Consider the following 25,853-nt stretch of genomic DNA (forward strand, 5'->3'; position numbering starts at 1 on the left):
TGTTGAGTAGTAACAAGCCTAACTGCACGTTCACGAAATTCTGGTGTATAGCGATTTGATTTTTTCATAGTTCCAGTTTCTCAAGTTATTGAGTCTCTGGCAAACTCGGGGCGATTCACAATTCGACTGCGATGAATTTCGGTGATGCGAAATACCAAGTTACAGATATTCTCATCACATATTTCATCATAACTTAGCTGCTGAAAAAAAAAAGATTAGACCAACCAAGCTTATTTAATTCAGAATACGACATTCCTTTCGTCCTAAATTTACTTTTCTTTTTTATTCGTCAAAATTTGACGCCTTGAGACACAATACTTGTCTTATCGCCTGTTAAATAAACACATGGAATGATGTCTTTCGACGTCAAACTTAACATACAAAAGCACTTCACCCTATAAAAGTTAACAAGCGGCAGCGTTAATAACGGCCTAGCTTTAAATCTGAAAGCTGTACAAACTCAAGGCCAAGACAGTTAAATTTATCTAAATATCATCTTCATATTGGGCTGTGATGGTTATAATATGGCGCTTGACGTCCTATGTTATTAAACGAAAAATAAAGACCTTCTCATCACCCCGCAGACGGCTTACCAAATGGAATAAACACTTTCACCAGCAAGCCGGTTTTGTTGCTTTTGCCGTTGCCCGCATTGTGCAAACTCAAATAGCCATGGTGCGCTTCAACGATTTCCCTGCACAGTGCCAGGCCTAAGCCACTGCCAGATGTTTTGGTAGAATAAAAAGGCACCAGTGCGTTGGCCATTACTTGCTCGCTCATGCCTTGCCCCTCGTCTGCAACACTAATCATCACACCTTGTCCATACGGCTCAATAGATAAGCTGATTCTATCTGCATCAGAGCCTGACTCGTGGGCATTTTTAAGCAGGTTAATAAGCAGTTGTTGCAGTTGCATTATGTCTGCAAAGCAGGGGCTCATAGGTTGCGTGAGTTGACTGCTAAATTGCCACTGCTGAGCCAATTCACTGACCAGTTTCGCCCAATCAATTTCAGCTAGTTTGGGCTGGGGTAGCTTGGCGAATTTTCCATAGCCATGCACAAATTCGGTCAAGTGTTTAATACGCTCTTCGATGGTCGAAAATACCCGCTGTAATCTAGGCTCATCCAGCTGACTGGTAAGAATTTTACCACTGTGTAGCATCGACGACATTGGGCCAAGTGAGTTATTTAGCTCATGGCTAATAATGCGTATTACTTTTTTCCACACTGCAACTTCTTGGCGATTAAGTTCTCGCGTAAGCTGCTTAAATATAAAAAGTTTATGCCCCTGATTGTTTAGTAAAAATTGCCCTGTGGCTAGGTGCCAAGTTTGCACTTCTTCTTGCTCACTTAGCATATTAAATAAGCCATCTTGACCAGAGTTAACAGCTTGCTTTAGTTCCGGTGGCGCTTGTTCTAAAGCCTGCGATAAGCTTATACCTTCAAGGTGATTGTTAGATTGCACTAAGCTGCGTGCACTTAAATTGCTGAACACCACCACATCATTGCTATTTACTAACACCAACGCTTGAGGCGAGCTTTCAAGCACTTTATCAAGCATTAGCTCACGTTGATAAATCCATTGTTTTTCTTTTCTGAGTTGTTCTGCGGTTTGATTATACAATTGACATAAACGACCTAGCTGATCATCACGTTGATAAGCAAGGTTATTTGAAAATTCGCCGTCTTTAAAGTTGTGCAAGCCTAATTCAAGTGCCTCTAGACCTTGTCTTATTGGGGCACAAACAAAGCTTGAAACGATTGCAGTCAAGATTATAGCCAGTACTAAAATGACTAACGCATGTGCAAGTGGTAAGTCTATAAAGACCAACGTAAATGCCACACACACAGTCACCACCACTAGCATGCTTAGCGTTATTTTATTAACCAAAGACAACTCAGCCAGTTTAAAAAACATACTAGTACTCAATCTCAAACTTTTGTAAGCGACGATACAAGGCTTGACGCGTCATACCAAAGTGGCGCGCCACTTTAGCAATAACCCCCTGATGGGCGCGCATGGCTTCTTCTAACTGCTGCTTTGTTGGCTCTTGTTTCGTGGAGGTTGTTGCTAGTGCCATCACGTCATTTTTGAGAATAAAATCATGTTCATCCAACTCACCTTCAGGTTTGAGCACGGCCGCTCTTTTACAAGCGTTTTCCAGTTCACGAACATTACCCGGCCAAGCATAAGCTTTTAGTGCAAGCTGCGCAGCATGTGATAACGACCTGCCTGGTAAAAAGTGATTAACTAAAGACAAAATATCATCCGGCCTTTCGCACAACGCCGGCAGTTGCAGTTCAATCACATTCAATCGGTAGTATAAATCTTCGCGAAACTGTCCGTTTTGAATGTCTTTGAGCAAGTTCGCATTGGTAGCAGAAATCACTCTCACATTTACTTTGCGCGTTTGCACCGATCCTAAACGCTCAAACTCCCCAGTTTGTAATACTCTGAGTAGTTTCATTTGCCCAGATAAAGGTAAGTTACCAATTTCATCCAAAAACAAAGTGCCACCGTCTGCCGCTTCAAAGCGTCCAATACGCTGTTTGTTTGCCCCTGTATAAGCCCCCGCTTCAGCGCCAAACAGCTCCGCCTCTATTAAATCTTGTGGCAGGGCCCCCGCATTCACCTTGATAAAAGGCTTATCCTTTAAACCAGAGTTAGCTTGAATAATTTCTGCAATGCGCTCTTTGCCACTACCGTTAGGTCCTGTAATAAGTACCGACACATCCGACCTTGCCAACTGCAAAGCCATATCTACAATCCGCTCCATCGCAGTACTGGCATACACCAACCCAGCCAAATTAGCCCCAGCTTTAGGGGCTTCTCGCTCCTCTTGTTGGCGCTTATAGTGGGCATTGCTGGCTTTGGCTTGGCCCAGTTCAACTAAATTAGCAATGCTAGTCAGTAACTTTTGATCATCCCAAGGTTTACCGATGTAATCAGCAGCACCCGCTTTCACCAGCTCTATTGCGGTCTCAAGCTCAGTCCAAGCGGTAATTAGAATAATAGGTAAATGAGGGTTTATTTCGCGTAAACGATAGAATAGTGTTTTACCCTCCTCTCCCGAGGTGGTGTCACTAGAAAAGTTCATATCCTGTAGCACAAGGGCAATATTTTGGTACTGTACGATTTGCTGTGCTGTAAACGCATTTTGCGCGGTAACCACAGCGTAACCATGTATTTCTAACAGTAACGATAACGCCTCTAAAATGGATGGGTTATCGTCAACAATAAGTATTTTTTCCATATTATTTTTGTACTTCAATGTGCTACACCTTGGCCAGTGTAGCACATTCATTATTAACAGGTTATATGGTTCTGGTTGCAATACTTGGTGATATATTGGCAGCACGTTTGGCTGGCCCAACTACCGCAAGTAAACTCATCAATAAAACTCCCACAGCGGTCAACAACACGTAAAACAGTGGCATTTGCGAAATTGAGTAATGCTTCATTAATTGTTGCGCCATTAATATCGCCGCCCCAGAGCCAACAGTCAGTCCAACCACCGAAATCAAACAGTTTTCAATTAAAAAGTAGCGAATAATGTCCGACTTTCTCGCACCTAGTGCTCTTCGAGTGCCTATTTGCTTAGTTCGTTTGCTAATGTTAAAGAGTGTCAGACCAAAAATTCCTAGTGCAGTGATGAGTGTCAACACAACTATCATCACCAACAACATGCGCATGGTCAGTCTATCAGGTGCAACATAGTCTGCTTTAACCTCATCAAGCCCTTGTAAACCCTCAATCACTCTTTTGCTTTCTAAGCTCGACATATGCTGTTCAATCTGTTGCATAACTTGTGCTCGTTGCCCAGGCTCTGTTCTAACTGAAAACAGCGTTAGCTTTTGGGCAAAAACAAATGGCAGTATGGCTGACCTATCTCGTCTTTCAGATTGTAACCACGGCCCTTTCATGACATCGGTAATGCCGATAATCTGCATAGGTCTATCTCCTTGATACAGCGTCTTCCCTAACGCATCGCCATCGGGAAATAGCTCATCCGCCATAGCCTTCGTGATCAGACCTATGTTGGGATATTGACTATATTCCTCAACAACACTGACCTCCGACTCTGTGAAGTTTCTGCCTTCGAGAATTTTCACACCAAAGGTATTTAGAAAATGAGAGTCAGCTTCAAAAATGCTGGCATTTACCCCTTTACGTTTCTCCCCTGTTGGTCCCAGACTAAATGTGCTCGCGGAGCCACCACCACTCAATGGCACCGAGTTAACCATCACCGCATCTACCACACCTGGCATTTGCCTTATCGCCGCCTCGTCCAACTCTCCTTGGCGCATATAATCAATACTTTCCCCAAATGACATCACTTCAAACTTAAAGATGTCCTGCTCTGGATAACCTGTATTTTGTTCAATATAAGCAATTTTTTCGCTAATTATAAACGCAGAGTTACTTACTATTGCAGTAGTAATGGCAATTTGTAATAACAATAAAATAGCCCCGACTTTAGAGCGACATAAGGCATTAAAAATAGGTTTTAGTTCTGACATAACAATCTCTCCTTATTGGCTTTTCAAGTAGATGGCAGGTGTTGTTCTGCACACTACCCAAGCCGGATATAACCCAGCGACAATGCATGCAGTGATCGCAATAACGGGTGCTGCCAGAAGCATCGTCATATCCATGTTTGCTAGAGCATCGTAAGCACTGTGACTTGTACGCACTCCCCACAGCCCTATTTGCGCAAATACAATCCCCAAAACGCCACCTAACAGGCCCAATAAAGAGACTTCAACGAGATGTTGATTGAATACCTGACGTTTCGATGCACCTAACGCGCGTCTTACACCTATCTCAGGCGCACGACGTAAGAATTTGGCTAATAACAAACTTAAAATGTTGGCAATACATACCGCCAAAAACATAAAGCTCAGCGTAACCATGATTTGGTTATCATGTTTAACCACCCCTCGATAGTCCATAAACTCGGTGACATTAAACAGGTTGTAGTCAAGTTCTTCTCGATTAAAACGACCCAATGATTGTTGTTGCTTCATATAACTCATTATGTACTGACCAAACTCTTGTTTTTCTTGTTCGTTATTCAGTTGCACCCAAAATTGCAGCCATAAGTTTTCTGAGGCCAATAAGTCTTCAAAGGTATCATCCTGCTCATTTTTCCAACCATTGGTGTTACCCCAACTGTTAACCTCATTGGCGATACCAATAGTGAAAGGTATAAATATCTTCTCTGGGTCATCAAAGGAGCCGTTGTTTGTGTCGTAGTATTTTACCGGTGTTATCCAATCTTCAATTACACCAACCACCTGTACACGGATATCATCAAGGTAAAAGCTTTTTCCTATAGAGTTTTCACCTTTAAATAGCTTGTCATTGATGCTTTTTGAAATCACAGCAACGGGGGCAATATCATCTTGCTGCTGTTGCGTCCATGTACCACCATATATAAATTGCAGGTCAAACATCGCAAAAATATCTCTAGAAGACAGGCGAACTTCTTCAACAAATGGCTTTTGCTGCGCTGAATTTAGATGAACCGAAAAGCCGGATTTGTACATGGCGGAGCGTAAATAAGGTAAGTTCGCATTTTGTAAATTAAGAGCGTCTTGGTAAGTTATCTGAAAAGGAACATCATCCGTTGACCAATAAGTTCTCCCTTCATCCATGGTTTGTAATTGCAAATGATGCAGCACGCCACTTTTTTGCGGAATAGGGTCTTTAGACATCATGTGATGAATGGATAAACTCGTCATGGTGACGCCTATACCAATCGCTATCGCAAGTACCATTAACATACTTACTAGGGGTGTACGTTTAAAGCTACGCCAACTCAAATCTATATAATGCAAGAACATGGTTACACTCCAACCGCTTTAGCAGGATTACCTTGATAGAGGGTAAAGTCGGCTAGCTGACCATCAACAACCTGAATATTTCTTGGTGCTCTGCGGGCTAATTCTGGATCGTGAGTCACCATAACAATAGTGGCACCTTCTCGGTTAATTTGCTCTAAAAGCTCCATAACCTGACGCGCCATTAGGCTGTCTAAGTTACCGGTTGGTTCATCGGCCAATAAAAACCTCGGCTCCCCCGCGAGTGCCCTTGCGATAGCAACACGTTGCTGCTGACCACCTGATAGCTGTTGAGGCAAATGTTTGGCACGACTTGCCAGCCCTACTTGCTCCAAACGCTGCTCTACACGGCGCTTGCGCTCGGCGGCTTTGATGCCTCTATAGCGCAATGGCACTTCAATGTTTTCAAATAGATTTAGATCTGGGATTAAGTTGAACCCTTGAAATATAAAGCCGATTTTTTGATTGCGAAGATCAGCTCGCTGATTATCATTCAAGCCGCCAACATCCACGCCATCTAACATGTACTGGCCAGCTGTAAACGTCTCAAGCATGCCCGCAATGTTTAAAAAGGTGGTTTTTCCTGAGCCTGAAGGACCCGTTACCGCAATAAATTCGCCTTCATCTACTTGTAAGTTAAAATCTCTCAACGCATGCGTTTGCACCATATCTGTTTGATAAACTTTGTTTATGTTATTCATTGTAAGCATGTTCGTTTCCTTAATTTTTGTTTGATCTTCTCTTGCACTCAACTAGCGCAACATAATTTGTTCGGCGTGTTGAAAAGGTGTGTAACTTGAGATCACTATTTGATCACCTGCTTTTAAGCCCGTTATCACTTCAACTGCATTGATACTGACAGCACCTATCTGAACATCTGTTTTTTGTGCATGACCATCTTTTACGCGATAGACAAAATTCCCACCCGACTCTAAAAATGAGCCGCGTTTAACCTTTAATACATTTTGTTTATTTTCTAGTAAGATACGAGCTGATAAACGTTGATTTTGACGGATCCCCGAAAGCCCATCCTGAGAAAACCGCACGCGTGTAGTCACTTCCCGTTGATTTACCTCTGGCGAAATTGCACTAAGCTCACCTATCACTTCATTTTGGCCAATTTTTAGTTCAACTTGCATACCCAAACCCAATTCATTGGCGTAGCTTTCAGGCACTTGCAACTGCGCTTCAAATGCGCTCAGATCAACCAATGTCATCAACGCTTGATTTTGTGACACCAAAGCTTGAGGTTGCACCAATAGGTTTCCGACAATGCCTGTCACCGATGCTTTGATATCTAGATTATTCACTTTACGTTCTAGTTCTTTAATCACTAACTGCTGACGCTGTAGAGTGCTTTGCGCTGATTTAAGCTCAAACGCCAGCGTATCTTTGGCAAGTTCAACCTCATGCTGGGCATGCTTGAATGTCAGTTTGGCGCGAGACAAATCATCAACGGCTTTTTCCAAGTCAATTTGACTTATAAGGCTTTTTTTAATTGATAATTGCGCTCGACGATTTTCCCGCTCAGCTGCACTGAGCTCAACCTGAGCCAAGTCCAATAACTTATTAAGATTAAGAGTTTCCCGACGAGCCTCAAGCTTCTTGCGTTCCAGCTCACCCGTTAAGCGCTGAACTTCAGAATTTTGTTGCTGAAGAGCATTTTGCAGCTCGGGGCTGAGCACTTTTGCAATATTTTGCCCCTCAATTACCTTATCTCCCGCTTTTACCAACAAGGTGATAACTCCTTGCTCTGGGCTATAAACTTGTGGTGCATTTGCCGCTACTATCTTTCCCGTTGCTGCGATATCTCGCACTAGATTGCCCAGCTCAACCGCAGCAACCTTTACTTCATCTTTGGCTATCGAGCGCTGCGCATTAGAGGTGTTCATCAAAGCATGAGCCGATGCTGCTATAACCACAGCTGCAATCGACATAATTACAAATCGCTTACCAAACTTATTTTTCGTGACAATCACTTTATCTTGAGCACTGGTATCTTTAATCATAAATTATCTCGTTATAACGTTGAGTGCTCAATCACGCTAATTGCACCTGCTATAAACAGCACAATTACTGGCGGCAGCAAAAATAGTGAACAAAGCAACATATCTCATTCCAAATAAATACAGATACGCTACCTATTCTATTTGCATGCCAATAATAAAAGTTAATAAAAAACAATGAATTAAAAAAATACATTGTAGAAATAAGTGTCCGCGGACAGAAAATGTGTCCGCAGCGGACATCGCTTGCAATACTGACAGTACTAATATCAATAATCATTCTCAAAAAAAACCCACAAAAGGAACAAATGTAAATTCCACACTATCCTGAAAAAATCAATAAACAGCACAGTTACCAAACCAGTTTGATTATGAATATATTAATAAAATGCATTTTTATGTGGGATCACACAACCGATAAAACCTAGATAAACCAACCAAAAATCAAGTTAAACACGTAAAAACCTTCCAAAAACCAAAGCATTTAAAAGAATAGTAATTCGCAACAGAGTGAAAATTCTAATCAGTGAAGTTCTTCACACGCAACTTGATAAAAATAAAATATTCACAAAACATCTTTGACATAAAATTATGTTACCTGTAATAATCCACAAAAAATTAACTAGGTTTTCATTTTCTTACACATTCTCTTCACATTTATAAAAGACAATGGAGATATGTAAAACGATAAGGATTAGATCACATGGGAAAGTCTACTCACTTGTTTCACAACAGGGACTTAATTCAATGCGAGGCAAACAGCTTAATCGACCTACTTGCGGTTGACGCATACAACAAGCCTGATCAAGAGGTTTTCCATTTCGTTGATGATAAAGGCGAATCGGTAGAAGTTTTTGATTACCAAACACTTAGCAACTCAATTTCACGCATTGCCAAGGCATTGCAGCAAATACAGCAACGTAACATAGAGCACCAAGACCAAGCGCTTATCGTACTGCCTCAGGGGGTCGATTTCGTTACATCATTTTATGGTTGTATGGCTGCAGGCATTATCGCTGTGCCCTCTTTTCCACCAAAAAATCAGCTACAAATCGAACGTTTGCAATACGCAATCGAAGATTTAGGTAAGCCAATTGTAATAACAAATAAAACTGTCTTACCTTTGTTAGAAGAGCAACTCGCTCATCTTCCTATTAGATGGTTATTGGTTGAAGAGTGTGAAGCGATAGCACCTCAACCGCTATATAACTTTAAAACGAACGAACAAGATATAGCCTTGTTACAGTACAGCTCAGGCACAACGGGCAAACCCAAAGGCGTGATCATTACCAATCAGAATATCCTCGACAATTCTGAGTTGATCAGACAAAGCTTTGGTCACCAAGAAGATAAAACTCGTATGATGCTTTGGCTTCCGCCTCACCATGATATGGGCTTAGTCGGCGGGGTTATGCAAGGGGTTTACACTGGTTACCCTACGATGTTGATGCCAACCGACTTATTCTTACGCAGTCAATTTCGCTGGCTAAAAGCCGTTACAGACTTTAGAGCCACTACCACTGGCGCACCTAATTTCGCTTTCGATTTGGCAGTAAAAAACATTCGCGATGCACGTTTAGCGGAGCTTGACTTATCTTCACTGCAAAATTTGTTTTGTGGCGCAGAGCCAATTAACGCACAAACCGTAAATCGGTTTTTTGATAAGTTTGCCCAATGCGGCTTAAAGCCTGAGGCATTTTTACCTTGCTACGGCATGGCCGAAGCAACACTAATGGTCAGCGGTAAGCCTCATTCACAACAATACAAACAGTTGTGCGTTGACGAACCCCTACTCAAACGAGGCATGGTAAAAGCGGTTGATACGCCTTCTACCCATAGTCAATGGTTAGTCAGTAGCGGAAAAGTGCATGACTCAATTGATGCTCAAATTGTAGATCCCAACACACACATCGCGCTTGCTGATGGTCAAGTTGGCGAAGTTTGGTTACAAGGAAATAGTATCAGCCCAGGTTACTGGCAAGATAAAGAACGCACCGATGCCAACTTTGGTTTAACTTTGGCTGGACACAGCGAAACCTATCATCGTACAGGCGATTTAGGTTTTTATCACAAAGGTGAGCTGTACATCACAGGTAGGTTAAAAGAAGTTATCATCATTCGTGGTGCAAACTTTTACCCGCAAGATTTAGAGTACGAAGCATCACTGGCATTTCCTGAACTTAAAAACTGTCGCAGCGCTGCATTTTCTGTTGCCGAACAGGGCAAAGAATTGCTAGTGATGGCGTTAGAGGTTCCACGTAATGTTGCTGAATTTGACAGCTATGTGAAAACACTTAATGGCCGATTGATTGAGCGCTTTGGTGTTAAAGCCGATAAAATCTTATTTTTACCGCGTAAAACCATCAAGATCACCTCATCAGGTAAGTTGCAGCGTGTAGCTATCAAACAAGCCTATGAGCAAGGTTCATTACAAGCCTACCATCAGTTCAATTTAGATGTTCCAAGCGATGATAATCAGCAAAGTGTCCATAACGCGCAAACAGAGCTGGATATCACAGATGTCGCAAGTGTTGAACATTGGCTGGTTTGCAAAGTGCATGAATTAACTGGCGTTGCGATTGCACATATTTCCCCTAAAGACTCATTAGCCAATGTCGGACTCGACTCCGTTCTAGCGATGGAAATTCTGTTTAAATTAGAGCAGTTAACAGGCATCTATCTCGCTCCAGATGTGCTTTATAGCTGTAACACCCCGCATTTGTTAGCCAAGCAAATTACAAACGTAGCAAGTAAAACATCTAAAACGGAGTTAGATCCAACATGTTAAATGAATCAGTTCAAAGTGTATCTGCAAAGCTCTGCCAATTTATCACCCACAGCTACCTTGATGATGATGAGTTGATCACACCCGATACGCCCATTATTGAGCTCAATATTCTCGATTCTGCGTCAATTTTTGACGTAGTTGAATACATACATCGCGAGTTCGCCCTGCGCTTACCCGTGATAGACATTCACCCAGACAATTTTGCATCCGTCGAAGTACTTAGCAAATTAGTTGAACATCACAGGAACAAGGAGAACACGTTATGATCCCTAATCAATGGTATGCCATAACCAGATCGCAAGATGTAAAGAAAAAACCTTTAGGCATTAAGCGACTAGATAAACTACTTGTGCTCTATCGCGACACACAAGGAAAACTCATTTGTATGGACGACAAATGTCCACACAAAGGCGTAAAACTCAGTTTAGGTGAGCAACATGGCGACCTCATAGCGTGTCCTTATCACGGCTTTCAATTTGATCAGCAAGGCGACTGTGTTCATATGCCTGTATTGGGCAAAAATGGGGATGTACCTAAAGGTATGTGCGTCAAAACCTATAAGGTAACTGAAGCATACGGCTTGGTTTGGTTCTGGTATGGCGAGCAAATGGCCGACGAAGATTACCCAGAAGTCCCGATGTTCAAACAGTTTAAAGAGTACGATGGCTACTACTCTTACTATGGTTGGGATGCCCCAATTAACTACACTCGATATGTAGAAAGTGTGTGTGAAATTTACCACATTCCTTTTGTACACAAAGGTTCAGCAATCAATATTTGGGACCCTAAAGGCGGTCGCGTTGATGATTTTGAGTGTACAGTTGATGGCACATTGATCACCAGTGACTTTATCTTGCGCCCTGATGATGAGCGCACAGCAGCCGAAACACTGGTTGCTCGTAAGCCTTGGACAAGAGGCTGGCGCTTTGGCATCGATGTACAAATGCCAAACTTAATCCAGATCCGCAGTGAAGTGTTTGACGTTATCTTTATTCCTACACCAATTGATGAAGATACTTGTTGGGTGTGCGTGTGCTATCAAGAACCAAAACGCGATCTATTATTGCCGTTGATTAAACCTCTACCTATTCCTTTCTGGCGCCCAGTTCGTCCTTGGTACATGTGTCGTATCGAGCGCTTTGTACAACAAGCCAAAGACATGGCGGTGATTGCCCATCAGGAACCCAAAGTATCCAGCCCGAAAGCTAACCGCTTGATCCCGATTGATAAAGTGAATGCTCACTATATTCGTTTTCGTGAAAAGCTGATCCGTGAAGCCAAAGAGCAACAAGCACACAACAAAATAAAAGAGCAACCGCACTTTGAAGCGCCAACGCTTGAACAGATCATCGGTATTGAAGAAGTAAATTAAATGGAATTTAGTATGACAAATAATAATGATTTAGCGACTGCTGTTCAGTCGCTCGTTTTAGACATCGTAAAAGAACAAACCTGCTACTCAGAGTCTGACCTGCTCCCCGATGTGCCTATGGAAGAAGGATTGGGAATTGACTCAATCATCTTGGCGTCAATTGTTGACGAACTGCAACAGGTATTCGTATTTGAGCATAAACTAAACTCTGCAAGTTTTAATACTATTGGCGAGTTATTTGCTCGTTGTGAAGGCGCACCGCTAAGCGAAAAAGGCCAAGCCAAGCTTGCTACATTGGGTATCAAACATGATGTGCCAGCGAAGGATACCCCCATCAACGAGTGCCCAGCAGCTCAGGAAGGTCCATCACATACCACCATGCGTGATTTTGTTTCTGATGGCAGCCCTGATTTATTTAGCAAAGTGCGCAAGTTTAATGACTTTTACGAAACACAAGCACAAACAGGTAACTTTTGGTACGGCATGCCACTGAGCTCTCGCTGTGAAAATCGTGCAACTATTTTCGATGCCTATCAAAATAAAGAACGTGAATTTTTGATGTTCGCATCGAACAATTACCTTGGTTTAGCGAATGAACCTCGGGTTATTGATGCTATTTGCAAAGCGGCTAAAGAGTATGGCGCAACCAATACAGGATGTCGTTTGATAGGTGGCACAAACCATTTGCACCTCGAACTTGAAGAACGCTTAGCCCGTTTTAAAGGTCGTGAAGCTTGTATCGTTTTTCCATCTGGCTACTCTGCTAACCTAGGCACGATTTCAGCCTTAACAGGACCAAAAGATACTGTTATTACAGATGTTTATAACCATATGAGCATCCAAGATGGTTGTAAGTTATCTGGCGCTAAAAAACGTATTTATAAGCACAATGATATGGCTTCATTAGAAGAAGTTTTAAAAGGCTGTGCTGATTCACAAGGTGGCAAACTCATTGTTGCTGATGGCGTTTTCAGTATGCACGGTAACATCGTTAAGCTGCCAGAAATGGTACGTCTAGCACGTAAATATCAAGCACGTATTTTGATTGATGATGCGCACTCTACCGGTATTTTAGGTGCGACAGGCTCAGGTACTGCTGAGCACTTTAATCTTAAACATGAAGTTGACCTTGAACTTGGCACTATGAGTAAAACGCTTGCAGGGATGGGTGGTTTTGTGTGTGGTGACAAAGATGTCATTGATTATCTGCGTTTTTATGCAAATAGTTATGTTTTTGCAGCCACAATTCCAGCGCACATTGCCGCGGGTCTAATTCAGTGTATCGATATTATTGAGCAAGAGCCTGAGCGTATCGAACGCTTGTGGAGCAATGTTAACTACCTGCATAGCGCCTTAAAAGAACTTGGTTTTGACACCGGTGACAGTGAAAGCGCGATCATTCCTATTGTTATTGGTGATGAAACCCTTGCAATGAAAATGGGCCATGCAGTTCGCCAACAAGGCATGTTCTGTCAAACCGTGGTGTTCCCAGGCGTTGCGGTAGGCGATGCTAGACTGCGTATCAGTGTGCTATCACAACATACTAAAGCAGACTTAGATGGCGCTATTGAAATTCTGATCAACGCAGCCAGAAGCGTTAACTTACCGAATTTTAAAGGCTAAAGGAGTAGCTATGAAAGAAATGTTGCCAACGGCGCTACATCAAGCCTTGTTTTATTGGGCAAACAAGCAACCTCAACACCCATTTTTACTCGCTGAGCCTGCTTTGTGCTATCGCCAATCAGCTAACTATGTAAGCGCATTGGCAACACAACTTTCAGGTAGCCAACGAGTCGCAATTTGGCTTGAAAAAAACAATCACTATGCCTTGTCAATTTTGGCAACGCTCAGTGCTGGTGCTTGCTATATTCCAATTGATAGCAAGCAGCCTATTAATCGCGTTGATTTAATTTTAACCGACGCCCAAGCAGATACCTTAATTGTAGATGACAAACATCTGTTGCTAGTTGGACCGCTTTTAGCAAAATACCCGCAACTTAAAGTCGTTTTAATTGGTGAAAAGAACGCCCAACAAGCCGCAAATACAAGCTTTTTTGATTGGCGCTTACACCTAGAAACCGAGCAAGCACACGCAAGCGAACCTTGGCATAAAAATAGCCTTGCTGCGGTACTTTTTACTTCAGGCTCAACAGGTCGCCCCAAAGGCGTGCAGCTAACACTTGGCAATATTCAACATTTTGTTAGTTGGTGCCAAAACAATATGAGCTTAGATTGCTCCGATCGTTTTTTGAATCTAGCCAGCTTTAATTTTGATTTAAGTACCTTTGATCTATTTGTTTGCTTGGCAGTGGGTGGCAGTTTGTACATCGCCAATGATGATGCGCCAAAGCAACCGATGACATTAGCGAATGTGCTTAGCGAGCATCAGATCACCGTGATGTATTGTGTACCGTCACTGCTGAATTTAATGAACCGCATTGGTTTATGGCAACAAGCTGAGGCATTAGCACTACAGCATCTCATTTTTGCTGGAGAAGTGATGCCAAAGCCTTGCTTAAAAGGCCTTGCAAGTGCTTTACCAAATACCCACTTTTACAATTTTTACGGACCAACAGAAACCAATGTGTGTCTTGCCTATAAGGTCACAGAAGAAGATATTCTCAACAATGAGCCAATAGCCATTGGTCTGCCTATTGGGGATACCCAAGCTTGGCTTATTGATGAACAAGGCAATCCTGTCACCAATGAGTCTGGTGCAATGGGAGAGCTTGTGATCCAAGGCAGCTGCGTCACACCTGGCTACTGTTTAGAATCACAAAAGCTGGCAAACCATGCGCTGCAGATCCATTCTACTGGAGATATTGCCCGTTATCACAATGGTCAGTATTACTACCATGGTCGCTGCGATCGTATGGTAAAAATTTCGGGTTTTCGCGTTGAGTTGGGTGAGATTGAAGCCTGCCTTTTGGCACACCCACAAATAAGTGAAGTAGCAGTAAGATACTGCGCTAACACCAGCAAACTGATAGCAAGTTATGCACTGAATGATGCCCAAAGCAAGCTTGGTACTTTAGCACTTAAAACATATAGTGCTCAGCACTTGCCTACCTACATGATCCCACACAAGTTTGAGTGTTTTGGTACGTTACCAAAAAATGCCAATGGCAAAATTGATTACCCAACCCTTGCGCAGGTGAATGATGAGTAAGCAACAACATGCCATTGCCCTGTTAGATCTGCAGTCAAATGTTGGTACACAAAACGGATATTTAGATTGCTTAAGTGACTTAAAGCACTATTCAAAGTTTGCAATACCACCGATTTATAGAAAAGCAATTAATCGCATGCAGCTGCCACTGTTACAACTAAGTATGGCGCTTTGCGAGCGCCACAGTGAATTTGTTCACCATGCAAGAACCGATGTGATTGTGTGCTCTGAGCCTTGTGCTGACAGACAATTAGCAAACCACTATCGAGTAACGGCGCAAGCACTGCTGGCTGATTTGATAACGACCACCCAAAGTGAAACAGCAAAAAGCCAATTACACGACCTAAAACCTACTGAGCTCGTCAGTAGCCATGATAAAGTGGGTGAAATGGCCACAACGATGGCAACACGCATCGCCCAAAGTGCAAAACTAAAAGGCCGTGCGTTTGCAATCAACAGTGGTGATGGGTCGCTCTCTAAAGCCGTTGCTTTGGCTTATGACGCCCTACTAAATCATAAAGCAGATGCAGTGCTTATTGCCGTTGCTAATGATTGGCAAACCCCTTCAGATATGCAGCCTTTGGCAGCGAGCACTTTGCTATTAGTCAGAACAGACAAAACCATCGATAACGCAAAGGCTTATCTGCAATATTGTCATCAACTTAGCTTTGCGCCAGCAAGCCATAATTCGTCTAGCAATGCGGGCTTGGTGAATAGTGCCTTGCAATTGTCATCGTGGCTTGCAAAAAACCCTCAAGATACATGGCCCATTAGTTCACAATTTAGCTTCAGCGCTGCACCGTGTTGGTATAAAGCCCTTGAGCGAACCCCAACTACCATTTGTGATAAACAAATATGGCTTGCAGATAGACTTGGTACAAAAGCCTATTGGCAAGGACTAAATGACGAGCGTGGTGGTATTGCTTCGCTTGAGCATAACACTATGGTATCAGGCGCGTTATTTAAACCCGATGGTGAAACACAAGATAGTTATTACTGTAGGCAAGCTGCAAAATTAAGCTCTGATCACCTCGATACATTAGCGCATGCAAGCTACGCCAATGCCCTCAATACCATGCTAAATGAGTGGCAACATCTTGACTTACCTAATGATAAAAACACCTTGGTGATCACAGCGACCAATCTTGGCCCATACAGCGAGCGCCGTAAGTTATTACATGCAAAGCTCACCAGTTTAGTTGAACAATGCCATGAGATATTAACCGCTTATGGTGATAATGCTGACCTTGTACAACTACAAAAATGGCAAAACCAGTTTACGCAAGATACGCAAACTGAGCATAACCAAGCGCTCGGTCTTAGCCTGCAATTAGCGCAACATTTTCAGTTACAAAACTACGATGCTTTAGCACTTGAAAGTGCCTGTGCAGGCTCTATGGCTGCATTAGATTGTGCTATCAACGCGCTACAAAGCAAACGCGTAGATTATGCCATTGTGGCAGCGGCAGAGCTGCCGGTAAATCTACATGACTTGTGTCTGTGCTCTAAACAGCAAATGTTATCGCATTCGGTGATTGCCACATTTAGCGAACACGCCGACGGCTTTACCCCTGGAGACGGGCTGGGCGTTGTGATTTTAACTCGTGATGACATTGCGATTGCAAACGCTTATCCAAGACTTGCTCGAATCGAGGCTATTGGCTCAAGTACCTATAGTAAGTCCATGATAGCGCCCAATAGCGATGGCCAAGTTGAGGCAATGCAACATGCATTTGCTCAAACCACACTAACACCCGCTGACATTGATTGGGTAGAAACCCATGGTACGGGCACCCCCATCGGCGACTTGGTTGAAATACAAGCGCTAAGCGAGGTGTATCAACAGCGCGGCAACAAGCCACTAAAACTCGGCGCACTGAAAACGCAGTTTGGTCATACCTTTGCAACGGCGGGCCTTGCGAGCGTCATCAAAGCACTGCTGAGCTTTGAACATAACCTCATTCCACATAACTTGTTACGCGGCCAACTGCGCGACGAGTTAAACCTAGAAACACTTAATTTTGACCCAATGGCAAGTGCAAAACCTTATACACAGCAACAAGGTAAACGCAGTGCGTCAATTAATGGATTTGGCACCGGTGGTGTGAACTACCACGTGATTATCAGCGATTGTACCTTTATGACAACGCAAGGAACACATGATGAACTTTGATTTTACAGAACAACAACAACATATTGCTCAGCAAGCAGCGAGCCTTGCACAGTCACTCGAACTGAACGATTTGGGCAAACGAGACTTGGCTGGCGAATTTTCCAAGCCTTTGTTTAGACAACTGATCACGCAGGGCGTTGGTAAGTGGTTAATGCCAAAAAACATGGGTGGCGATGATTTAAATGCCAGCGAGCTATGCGCCGGTATTGAATCACTGGCTGAGCATTGTGAAGACACGGGATTAATTTTTGCCCTCTCGGCGCATTTGTGCGCGTGTATCCACCCTATTCGCGCTTTTGCCAATGAGCAACAACAACTGCACTGGTTAAACAAGATCCAACAAGAAGCTTGGCTTGGTGCCCACGCTATCACAGAAAAAGGCGCTGGCTCAGATATTTACGCAATGAGCACCGAGGCCACAAAAGCGCAAACAAAGTACACCGTTAACGGTCAAAAACACTACATCACAAACGCGCCGTTTTGTGATTTTATGATTGTGCATTTACGCACGGCTAATAAAGGTAACTACTTTGATTTCTCAACCTTTATTATGCAGCGTAGTGAGCTTGGGATCAGTGTAACTGACACACCGCACAGCAAATCTGGCCTGCGCACCACAGCGATGGGCGATATTCACTTTGACCAATGCGAACTGCCTGAAGACGCCCTCATCGGCCGCTTAGGAGCAGGAGCTCCTATTTTTCAGATTTCAATGGAATGGGAGCGCGTTTGCCTATTTGCACTATACCTAGGCCAAATGAAACGTCAGCTACACAAAACAGCGGCATTTATTCAATCACGCAATCAGTTTGGCGAGCCATTAAGCGAGTTTCAAGCTGTTCAGCATCAGCTCAGCGATATGTATCTCAATTACGAAAGCGCACGCCTACTGCTTTATAAAGCCGCTTGGTCTCTCGATAAGGGCGATATGTCGGGTGTAAGTAGCGCATTGGCAAAAATTGCGGTGTCGCATGCAGCCATTAGCAATGCGCAAATGGCCGTGCAGTTACACGGAGCACAAGGTGTGCTCAGTGGTGATATTGAACGCATGTTAAGAGATGCCATGCCCAGTGCCATTTTCTCTGGCACTAGCAACGTTCTAAAAAATAATTTAAGCACTTCAATTTTAAAGCGTTTTCAAGCTAATTGGCTGTAGCGGAGTAGATTAAATGCAAATCAGAATTGGACAAGAGATCCTAAGTCGTGAGGCGCTATTAGATAGCGCGGGCCTATTAGCTGAATTTATTCAAGCCAGTGGTGACACACTCATCTGGCAACACGATGACCAACGCGTAGAAGTGCTCGACCTAGTTGGTGGATTTGGCAGTACGTTGCTTGGACATAATCACCCCGAGCTTATCGAAACCATGCAGCACAGCTTAAGTGCCAATCGCCCAATGTGGGTGCAAGGTGCTCAGCGTCCTATCGCTAAGCAACTACGAGAAGTACTCGCTGAGAAATTACAAAGAGAAACAGGCAAACAATATCAGCTCATTATCCTCAATACCGGCACTGAAGCCGTTGAAGCTGCGCTAAAGCACGCTCAATATGAGTATTTTCAGCGCCTTAGCCAAGCGCAAACACAAAGCGCCGATAACTGGCGTGCATTTATGGCACGCTTATCACGCAATGAGTTGTACATAGATGAGGATTTTTTCCATAAAGCCGAGCAATTACTTGGTCAAGAACCCATTGAAAGCATTGAAGAATTACAACGTGCACTGCAATTTCGTAATCAGCAAGCGTTCAACTTGCCGGCTAAAGTTGCCGCGTTTAAAGGGGCATTTCATGGTAAAACTCGCGGCAGCCTAGCCACGACATACAACCGTGACGCACGCCTCCCCTTTATAGCGAACAACCCTGACGCGGTATTTATTGAAGACTGTGACAGCTTTAAACAAACACTATCGGGTTGGCAAAGTCAGTATTGGCAGTTGGAATTTGAACCACTGCGCTTGGTTGCTAAACCAATCAATCAGTTAGCCGCTGTTATCTATGAACCAATTCAAGGTGAAGGCGGAGTCGTCCCTCTGGCGCAACAGTACATCGATTTACTTAACGAAATAAAACAAAGCCACCCAGATACCGCCATTATTGCTGATGAAATTCAATGTGGACTTGGCCGCACAGGGCATTTTTTAGAAAGTGTTGCACGCCAAGCACCCAATGATTACATCACTTTAGCCAAATCACTCGGCGGTGGGTTGTGTAAGATTTCCGCCGTGGCAATTGATGCCAGTCGTTACCACCAAGAGTTCAGTATGCTTCACAGCACCACGTTTGCCGATGATGATTTAAGCTCGGCTGTAGCATTAAAAACACTCGCTTTGCTAGAGCGCGACGATATTGTTCATAAAACGCAAAGCCTAGGTGAGGCATTTTTAAGCGCCTTGCAAGACCTTGCCAACGACTATCCAGATATGATCACTGAGGTACGAGGCAAAGGATGCATGCTAGGTATCCAATTGGCTTCTCAAAGCGATCATCCAAGTGCAACGATTTCAGGCCTAGACAAAGAAAACGTTCTTTCTATGGCGCTGGCGGGCTACCTTTTGCATCGCCACCACATCCGTATATTACCCTCCTTGGGTAAACGCCGTGTGCTGAGATTACAGCCGTCAAGCTACTTTGCTCATCAAAACATTGCCAAGGTAGTGGACGCTTTAAAGGCTGCATTTGAACTTATTCGCGCACATAAAATCGCGCCGTTAATGTCTCATCTTATTCACGCAGATATCAGTGAGCTTGCTTATCACGAACGTTTACAGCACCCACTGCGCGAAGACGATATTCCAAGTGGCATTGAAAAAGTCGCATTTATTAGTCACCTAATCGATCAAGATAGCTTAAATGAAATTGACCCAGGCTGGCGGGTATTTGATGAATATGAACAAGAAGAGCTAAACCACCATATTCTTCCTGTCACTGTACCGGGTGTTTTAGCAAGACGTAAAATCACCTCAATCAGCGGCCGAGAAATTGAGTTAGTGCTTTATGGTATTCAGATGGATGCCGAAAGCATCGAAGCTGATAGACGCTTCAACCGCTCAAAAGTCATTCGCGCACAAGTACATGAAGCCTATCGTTTGGCCCGAGAAGAAGGCTGTAAATTAGTAGGCTTTGGTGGCTACACCTCGATAGTAACCAGTAACTGCTGTGATTTTACCTACAATACGCCAGCGGCAACGTCAGGTAATGCACTTACAGTTGCAGCGAGCATTAATACTGTTTTAAGTAGTGCAACACAGCACGGGATTGATTTGAAAAAAGCGACCGTTGCGATTTGTGGTGCCGCGGGCAACATTGGACAAGTACACAGCGCGATACTTGCCAAACATTGTCACAAACTGATTTTGATCACCCGTAACGCAAGTGCTACCAATATGAATGACACTTTGCAGGTTATTTGTGAGCAACTATACCTTGGCGTTGAGCAGCAAATAAGCGGAGGCAAACTCTTAGAGAGCTGCAAAGAATGGTTAACGCCACGTATTGGGGATGACAAGCCTGAAGTTATCCAACGTGAGCTGAAGAGCATTTTATTGGCCAGAGGCTTGGTTGTGATCAGCGATAACTTCAATGATTGCCAAGCAGCTGATGTGATTGTCAGTAATACCAGCAGCCCAACAACTGTCTTTAGAGCTGAACATATTCATCCGCACAAGCCAGTACTAATAAGTGACGTTGCGGTGCCAAGAGACGTGCCCGAAGATATCGTGCTAACGCGACCCAACGTTAAGCTCATTCGTGGTGGTGTCGTCAACCTCACGCAAAACCCTGAATTTACCTTACCTGGCATGTTATTACCCAAAGGACAGGTCTATGCATGCTGTGGTGAAACTATTCTACTTGGCTTAGCTGGCGCCTTTACGCACTTTAGCATGGGTGCTCTGACTTGTGCCCAAGTGGAGCAAGTACAAGCTTTAGCCGCAATACACGGCTTTGAGTTAGATCAGGAGAAACCGCAAAATGACTCATTGCAAGCCGTTAGCTAACGTTGTTGGCGAATGTATTGAGCTGGCAAAGCTGGTGCCATCATCACACAATTGCCAGCCTTGGAGCGTACATTTACATCACGCTGACATGCCTTTTGATGGCACGGTGAGCATTAGCATTGATAGTGAGCATACTATCAATGCGCTCAGCTCATTAAAAAATGAAATGCTTATGAGCTTGGCAGGCTTTAGCTGCGCTTTAATCAACTTACTAGAAGCCTCAGGCGTGGTATGTAAGGTGCAAAGCGATGCGGCTAACTTAAGCGTCATTGATAATGAAGATACGCGGGTACTGACCGTGTATCTGACATTAAAACCAAATAGCGAAGACGAAGCACGCTTTGTACGCATAAGTCAGTTACTGCAAAACCGCTATACACACCGTGGAGCGCTGCACGCAGACAAGCCTTTGCGATGGCAAGAAGATGTGCTGCCACGCAAAATTTGGCCAAGTGAGCAGTTACATTGGCTGCAAATAACACCGCAAAAGCAGGCACAAATCGCAAAACTAGTGTCGCGCTTTGCCGCACTTGATTTTAGCCATCGCAAGGCCTGGCAAGAAACCTATCAATTTATTGATTTTGCAAAAAGTAAACATGCTAAAAAAGACCGTGGCTTCAATATTCAACAATTAATGGGGCCTTTGGGTAGCTTTAAGCGTCGCTTGAATCAGATGCTTTTGCATCCAAACGTGATGTTTGTTTTAAACAAATTTGGCATGGCACAAAAAATGGCCGACATGCTTGCCATGTTAAGTGAACAAAGCTCACAGCTCATTTGTTTGTGCCACAGTGATAAAGCCGATGCCACCGCTTGGTTAGCAGCTGGAGAATACATGCTGGAGGCTTGGTTACAAGCAACCGAGCAAAACCTTGCAGTCCATCCTCTGAGTGTATTGTTACAACACTCTGACGCAAAAACTGCGCTTCATCACACATTAGGTGTGCAACATTCACCTATGTTTATCGCCCGTGTGGGCAGAAGCGATAGCGAGCCAAGCTTTATTACTCAGTTTCGCTATCGAACTTCTTTATCTCGAATACTAACGCAACACTAAAAGGACCGTTATGAAAAAACTATTTTTCCTCTTTATCGTTTTGCTCTGCAATAGCGCAAGCGCAAATAGTAAAGACCAATTGGGGTCATGGATTGACAACGCAGAGCGGATTTTGCGCTCAAAAACATCGGCTTCTGTGCTCTCAATGGCAATCAATAAAGCTGAATATCAACGCGACTTTACCCTGTTAGTGCTCACTGATGACCGTACTGAACAACAAAAAGTAATGGTACGTATGTTAGGCCCAGCGCTTTGGCGTGGCAATGTCACACTCAAAGTGGATGACCGCATTTCATTTTTTGAACCACGCAATAAGCGAACCACAGTGATGAGTAGCTCCATGCTGGCATCAAGCTGGATGGGTAGCCATTTTAGTAATGATGATCTGATGCGCGAAACCGACTTGGCAACGCACTATACCTATAAATCAGCCAAATCATGGCAACAAGATAATCGTGACTATCACCTGATTGAACTAACACCTCTGCCCTCTGCACCCGTGGTATGGGGCAAAGTAATGTACCGTCTATATCTTGAAGAGGGTCGCGTATTTCCTGAACAAGTGACTTATTACCGCCGCAATAATGATGAACAACCTGAGCGCACCCTGACATACAGCGATGTAAAACTGATGGATGGTTTCAAAGTGCCTACGGTGATGGAAATGCGAATTTCTGACAAACCCGACGAATACACACGTATGCATTATCAAAAAATAAAATTCAATAGTGACTTAGCTGCCAGCAAATTCACTGAACAAGCGTTTCTGTAGGAGGTCGCATGGAATTATACATTCGCCTCGCTTGGCGTAACTTGCTGCGTAATAGAAAGCGCAGCTCAGTAACCGCTTTGGGGATAACCCTAGGGATCGGTTTTTGTATTACCACATTGGCGATTATGGATGGGCTTAGCCATGACTTGATCACGGGCACCACCCAAGGCCAAGTGGGCCACATACAGGTTCATGAGCAAGACTATCTTGCAAAACGCCAACTGCAGCAAACCATTGAAAATAATAGCCAAGTAGTTTCTGAGCTTCGAGGCCTTAGCTCGGTAAAAGCCGCGGCAGCTAGGCTATACAGTTTTGGTTACTTAAGTAAGGGTGATAAATCTATTGGCGTTAGCTTGTTAGGCGTTGAACCCAAGCATGAGCGTCAAGTTACATCACTGGCTGAACAAATTGTAAACGGGTCGTTTTTATCTGAACCAACACCTTGGCCTACAGGTCAAGCCCTAAGCAAAGAGCAACTCGCACTTGATGAGCAGCTCACTGAACAAGCCATTGCTGATGCCTTTGCTGAGCTAGATGGCCTCGACACCCACAGCAGTGAATTGCAATCTCATACTAATGAGCTGATCGACACGTTAGCACCTTTACCCTTTAGCCTTCCGCAAGTCATTTTGGGCGTAAAACTCGCTAAAAACTTGCAAGCCAATGTAGGGGATGAAATCACCCTATTATTTGAAACCGCGCAAGGTGCGCAGCAATCTTTAGACCTGCAAGTAGCGGGAATTAGTCGACAAGGTACCGATCTAATCGACCGTACTCGCATGATTTTTCATATCCAAGACTTACAAAAATTACTACAGCTGCCAAATCAAAGTCATGAAATCGCTATCTCTACACTGGATCTTCAAAAAGTGGATTTAGCACAGCAAGTGATCAGTGATGTGCTCGGTGCAAGCTACCCTAAATTGAGCGTGCAAACTTGGTCACAATTGCGCCCTGACATCTTGGCACTGATCCAATCCAACCAAGCTTTGATGGGCACTTTGGTATTCATTATCTTTTTAATTGCGGGCGTAGGCGTTATGAATGCCATGCTCGTAAGTGTCATGGAGCGACGTAAAGAACTGAGCTTGCTAAAAGCACTAGGGTTAAAAGGCCCTAATGTTGTTTGGTTAGTAACCGTAGAGACGCTGGTATTAACCTTTATGGCCTCAATCGCAGGCTTGGTTATGGGCATTGTTCTGGGTAGTTACCTGCAAAAATACGGCTGGGACATCAGTCAATTTGGCGAATTTAGCTTAGCTGGTGTGGGTATGACCAGTGCACTCAAAGCCAAACTTACCCTCAATAATTTGTTTATCCCAGTTATTGTTATGTTCGTTATCGCATTATTAGCCGCCCTTTACCCTGCATTTTCTGCGGCAAGATTAGTACCAGCACAAGGAATGAGAGCCTCATGATCCATAAATTAGCTTTACGAAATTTGTTGAGAAACAAACGTCGCTCCCTACTGACTTCGCTGATCATCGTATTTGCATTTAGCATGATGATTTTGTTCATGGGACTATCTGATGGTGGCCACAAAGCGATGATAGATATCGGCGTTAGGATGGGACTGGGCCATGTCATTGTTCAGCATCCTGAGTATCGAGATGACCCAGCGCTTAGCCATTTGCTCGATAACCCTGAGCAGTTAAAGCAACTATTAATCGATACGGATCAGCGCTTAACTCCCGTGGCGAGACTACGCTCTGATGCGCTCATTCAAGCAGGTCGTCATGGCGTTGCATTAACAATATCAGGCGTTGAGCCAGAGATAGAGGCACAGGTATCTGCCATTGCCGATAAAAAGGCAATCGTGCAAGGACAAACATTAGCGGCGTTTGCCAACAGTGCTGACCTGCAACGTCTTTCAGGCATAGTCATTGGCGAAACTCTGGCTAAAAACCTCGAAGTGCGCATTGGTGATACCATCACACTAACGGTTAAACCTGCCAGCGGTGGCGACTTAGCACGCTCTGCGTTTGAAGTGGCCGGTATCTTCAAAACTGGGTTGCATGAGCTTGACACATTTTGGGCAGAAGTGCCGATAGATGACTTGCAAGCTTTATTAGAAGTGCCCAATCAAGTCAGCCAAATTGCACTTTATACCAGTGCTGGCAGCGACAACGTTGCCCAGCTTGCCAAGGCTTTAACGGCACAATTCCCAGCTTTAGATATTTTACCTTGGCAAACGGCTGCGCCTGAATTGTATTCGGCCGTTACCCTGGATGCGGCGGGCATGTATCTGTTGATGCTCATCGTTTACGTGGTAGTTGCGGTAGGCATTCTTAACACCGTACTGATGTCGACTTTTAGACGTCAACGCGAGTTTTCAATGATGATTGCGCTGGGTGCACGAGCAAGCACAGTGTCAAAAGTTGTGCTGTTAGAAGCAATTTACCTAAGCGCCTTTTCACTCACCATCGGCCTAGTACTGGGGCTTTGGGGTCATCACCATTTTGCAACTCAAGGACTTGACTTTAAAGAAGTATTTGGCACTGCAATGGAAGCTGGCGGGGTGTTACTACCTGAGAAGTTTTACTCAACTTTAGAAGCCAACAAGCTGTCACTGAGCGTTTTATTCGTTTTTGTTTTGACTATCCTCGTCACCCTTATTCCAGCGATCCGCGCTGGACACCGCTCACCTGTTGCAGCCAGTCAAGAATCTTAAGGAACTA

General features: G+C 43.9%; 18 protein-coding genes. 12 read left to right on the top strand and 6 right to left on the bottom strand.

Annotated elements, in window-relative coordinates:
* Nucleotides 1–573: 573 nt before the first annotated feature.
* The 6 genes from HC733_RS11030 to HC733_RS11055 form a co-directional block, all read right to left on the bottom strand.
* Nucleotides 574–1,917, bottom strand: coding sequence for a sensor histidine kinase (locus HC733_RS11030; RefSeq protein WP_190365103.1), 1,344 nt, complete (start codon nt 1,915–1,917; stop codon nt 574–576).
* Between the two features lies 1 nt (nt 1,918).
* The gene (locus HC733_RS11035) at nt 1,919–3,253 is read right to left on the bottom strand and encodes a sigma-54-dependent transcriptional regulator (RefSeq protein ID WP_190365159.1); all 1,335 of its coding nucleotides are present in this window, start codon (nt 3,251–3,253) and stop codon (nt 1,919–1,921) included.
* 61 nt (nt 3,254–3,314) lie between these two features.
* Entirely contained in the window at nt 3,315–4,520 is a 1,206-nt protein-coding gene (locus HC733_RS11040; RefSeq protein ID WP_190365104.1) for an ABC transporter permease, read from the bottom strand.
* 12 nt (nt 4,521–4,532) lie between these two features.
* Nucleotides 4,533–5,846, bottom strand: coding sequence for an ABC transporter permease (locus tag HC733_RS11045; protein WP_190365105.1), 1,314 nt, complete (start codon nt 5,844–5,846; stop codon nt 4,533–4,535).
* Between the two features lie 2 nt (nt 5,847–5,848).
* Entirely contained in the window at nt 5,849–6,553 is a 705-nt protein-coding gene (locus HC733_RS11050) for an ABC transporter ATP-binding protein (RefSeq protein WP_190365106.1), read from the bottom strand.
* A 42-nt stretch (nt 6,554–6,595) separates the two neighbouring features.
* Nucleotides 6,596–7,852: an efflux RND transporter periplasmic adaptor subunit gene (locus HC733_RS11055; protein ID WP_190365107.1), complete on the bottom strand. Its 1,257-nt coding sequence runs from the start codon at nt 7,850–7,852 to the stop codon at nt 6,596–6,598.
* 700 nt (nt 7,853–8,552) lie between these two features.
* Between HC733_RS11055 and HC733_RS11060 the strand changes: the two genes are divergently transcribed.
* Genes HC733_RS11060 through HC733_RS11115 form a run of 12 tightly spaced genes read left to right on the top strand, consistent with a single transcriptional unit; the run spans nt 8,553 to nt 25,846 of the window.
* Nucleotides 8,553–10,637, top strand: a complete 2,085-nt coding sequence (locus HC733_RS11060) for an AMP-binding protein (protein WP_190365108.1) — start codon at nt 8,553–8,555, stop codon at nt 10,635–10,637.
* Nucleotides 10,631–10,903: an acyl carrier protein gene (locus HC733_RS11065; protein ID WP_190365109.1), complete on the top strand. Its 273-nt coding sequence runs from the start codon at nt 10,631–10,633 to the stop codon at nt 10,901–10,903. Before HC733_RS11060 ends, HC733_RS11065 begins: the two co-directional genes overlap by 7 nt.
* On the top strand, nt 10,900–12,009 hold the full coding sequence (locus HC733_RS11070; protein WP_190365110.1) for a Rieske 2Fe-2S domain-containing protein: 1,110 nt from the start codon (nt 10,900–10,902) through the stop codon (nt 12,007–12,009). The genes HC733_RS11065 and HC733_RS11070 overlap by 4 nt, the downstream gene beginning before the upstream one ends.
* Nucleotides 12,010–12,021: 12 nt before the next feature.
* Nucleotides 12,022–13,632, top strand: coding sequence for an aminotransferase class I/II-fold pyridoxal phosphate-dependent enzyme (locus HC733_RS11075; RefSeq protein ID WP_190365111.1), 1,611 nt, complete (start codon nt 12,022–12,024; stop codon nt 13,630–13,632).
* 10 nt (nt 13,633–13,642) lie between these two features.
* On the top strand, nt 13,643–15,178 hold the full coding sequence (locus HC733_RS11080) for an AMP-binding protein (RefSeq protein ID WP_190365112.1): 1,536 nt from the start codon (nt 13,643–13,645) through the stop codon (nt 15,176–15,178).
* Entirely contained in the window at nt 15,171–17,351 is a 2,181-nt protein-coding gene (locus tag HC733_RS11085; RefSeq protein ID WP_190365113.1) for a polyketide synthase, read from the top strand. Before HC733_RS11080 ends, HC733_RS11085 begins: the two co-directional genes overlap by 8 nt.
* On the top strand, nt 17,338–18,507 hold the full coding sequence (locus HC733_RS11090) for an acyl-CoA dehydrogenase family protein (RefSeq protein ID WP_238937527.1): 1,170 nt from the start codon (nt 17,338–17,340) through the stop codon (nt 18,505–18,507). The genes HC733_RS11085 and HC733_RS11090 overlap by 14 nt, the downstream gene beginning before the upstream one ends.
* 13 nt (nt 18,508–18,520) lie before the next feature.
* Nucleotides 18,521–21,346: an aminotransferase class III-fold pyridoxal phosphate-dependent enzyme gene (locus HC733_RS11095; RefSeq protein ID WP_190365115.1), complete on the top strand. Its 2,826-nt coding sequence runs from the start codon at nt 18,521–18,523 to the stop codon at nt 21,344–21,346.
* A complete protein-coding gene (locus HC733_RS11100) occupies nt 21,321–22,403 on the top strand; it encodes a nitroreductase (RefSeq protein WP_190365116.1) in 1,083 nt (360 codons plus the stop codon). The genes HC733_RS11095 and HC733_RS11100 overlap by 26 nt, the downstream gene beginning before the upstream one ends.
* 10 nt (nt 22,404–22,413) lie before the next feature.
* Entirely contained in the window at nt 22,414–23,175 is a 762-nt protein-coding gene (locus HC733_RS11105; RefSeq protein ID WP_190365117.1) for an outer membrane lipoprotein-sorting protein, read from the top strand.
* Nucleotides 23,176–23,183: 8 nt separating this feature from the next.
* A complete protein-coding gene (locus tag HC733_RS11110; RefSeq protein ID WP_190365118.1) occupies nt 23,184–24,593 on the top strand; it encodes an ABC transporter permease in 1,410 nt (469 codons plus the stop codon).
* Nucleotides 24,590–25,846: an ABC transporter permease gene (locus tag HC733_RS11115; RefSeq protein WP_190365119.1), complete on the top strand. Its 1,257-nt coding sequence runs from the start codon at nt 24,590–24,592 to the stop codon at nt 25,844–25,846. The genes HC733_RS11110 and HC733_RS11115 overlap by 4 nt, the downstream gene beginning before the upstream one ends.
* Nucleotides 25,847–25,853 lie beyond the last annotated feature (7 nt).

It is taken from the genome of Pseudoalteromonas sp. S16_S37 (assembly GCF_014694405.1).
GTDB lineage: Bacteria > Pseudomonadota > Gammaproteobacteria > Enterobacterales > Alteromonadaceae > Pseudoalteromonas.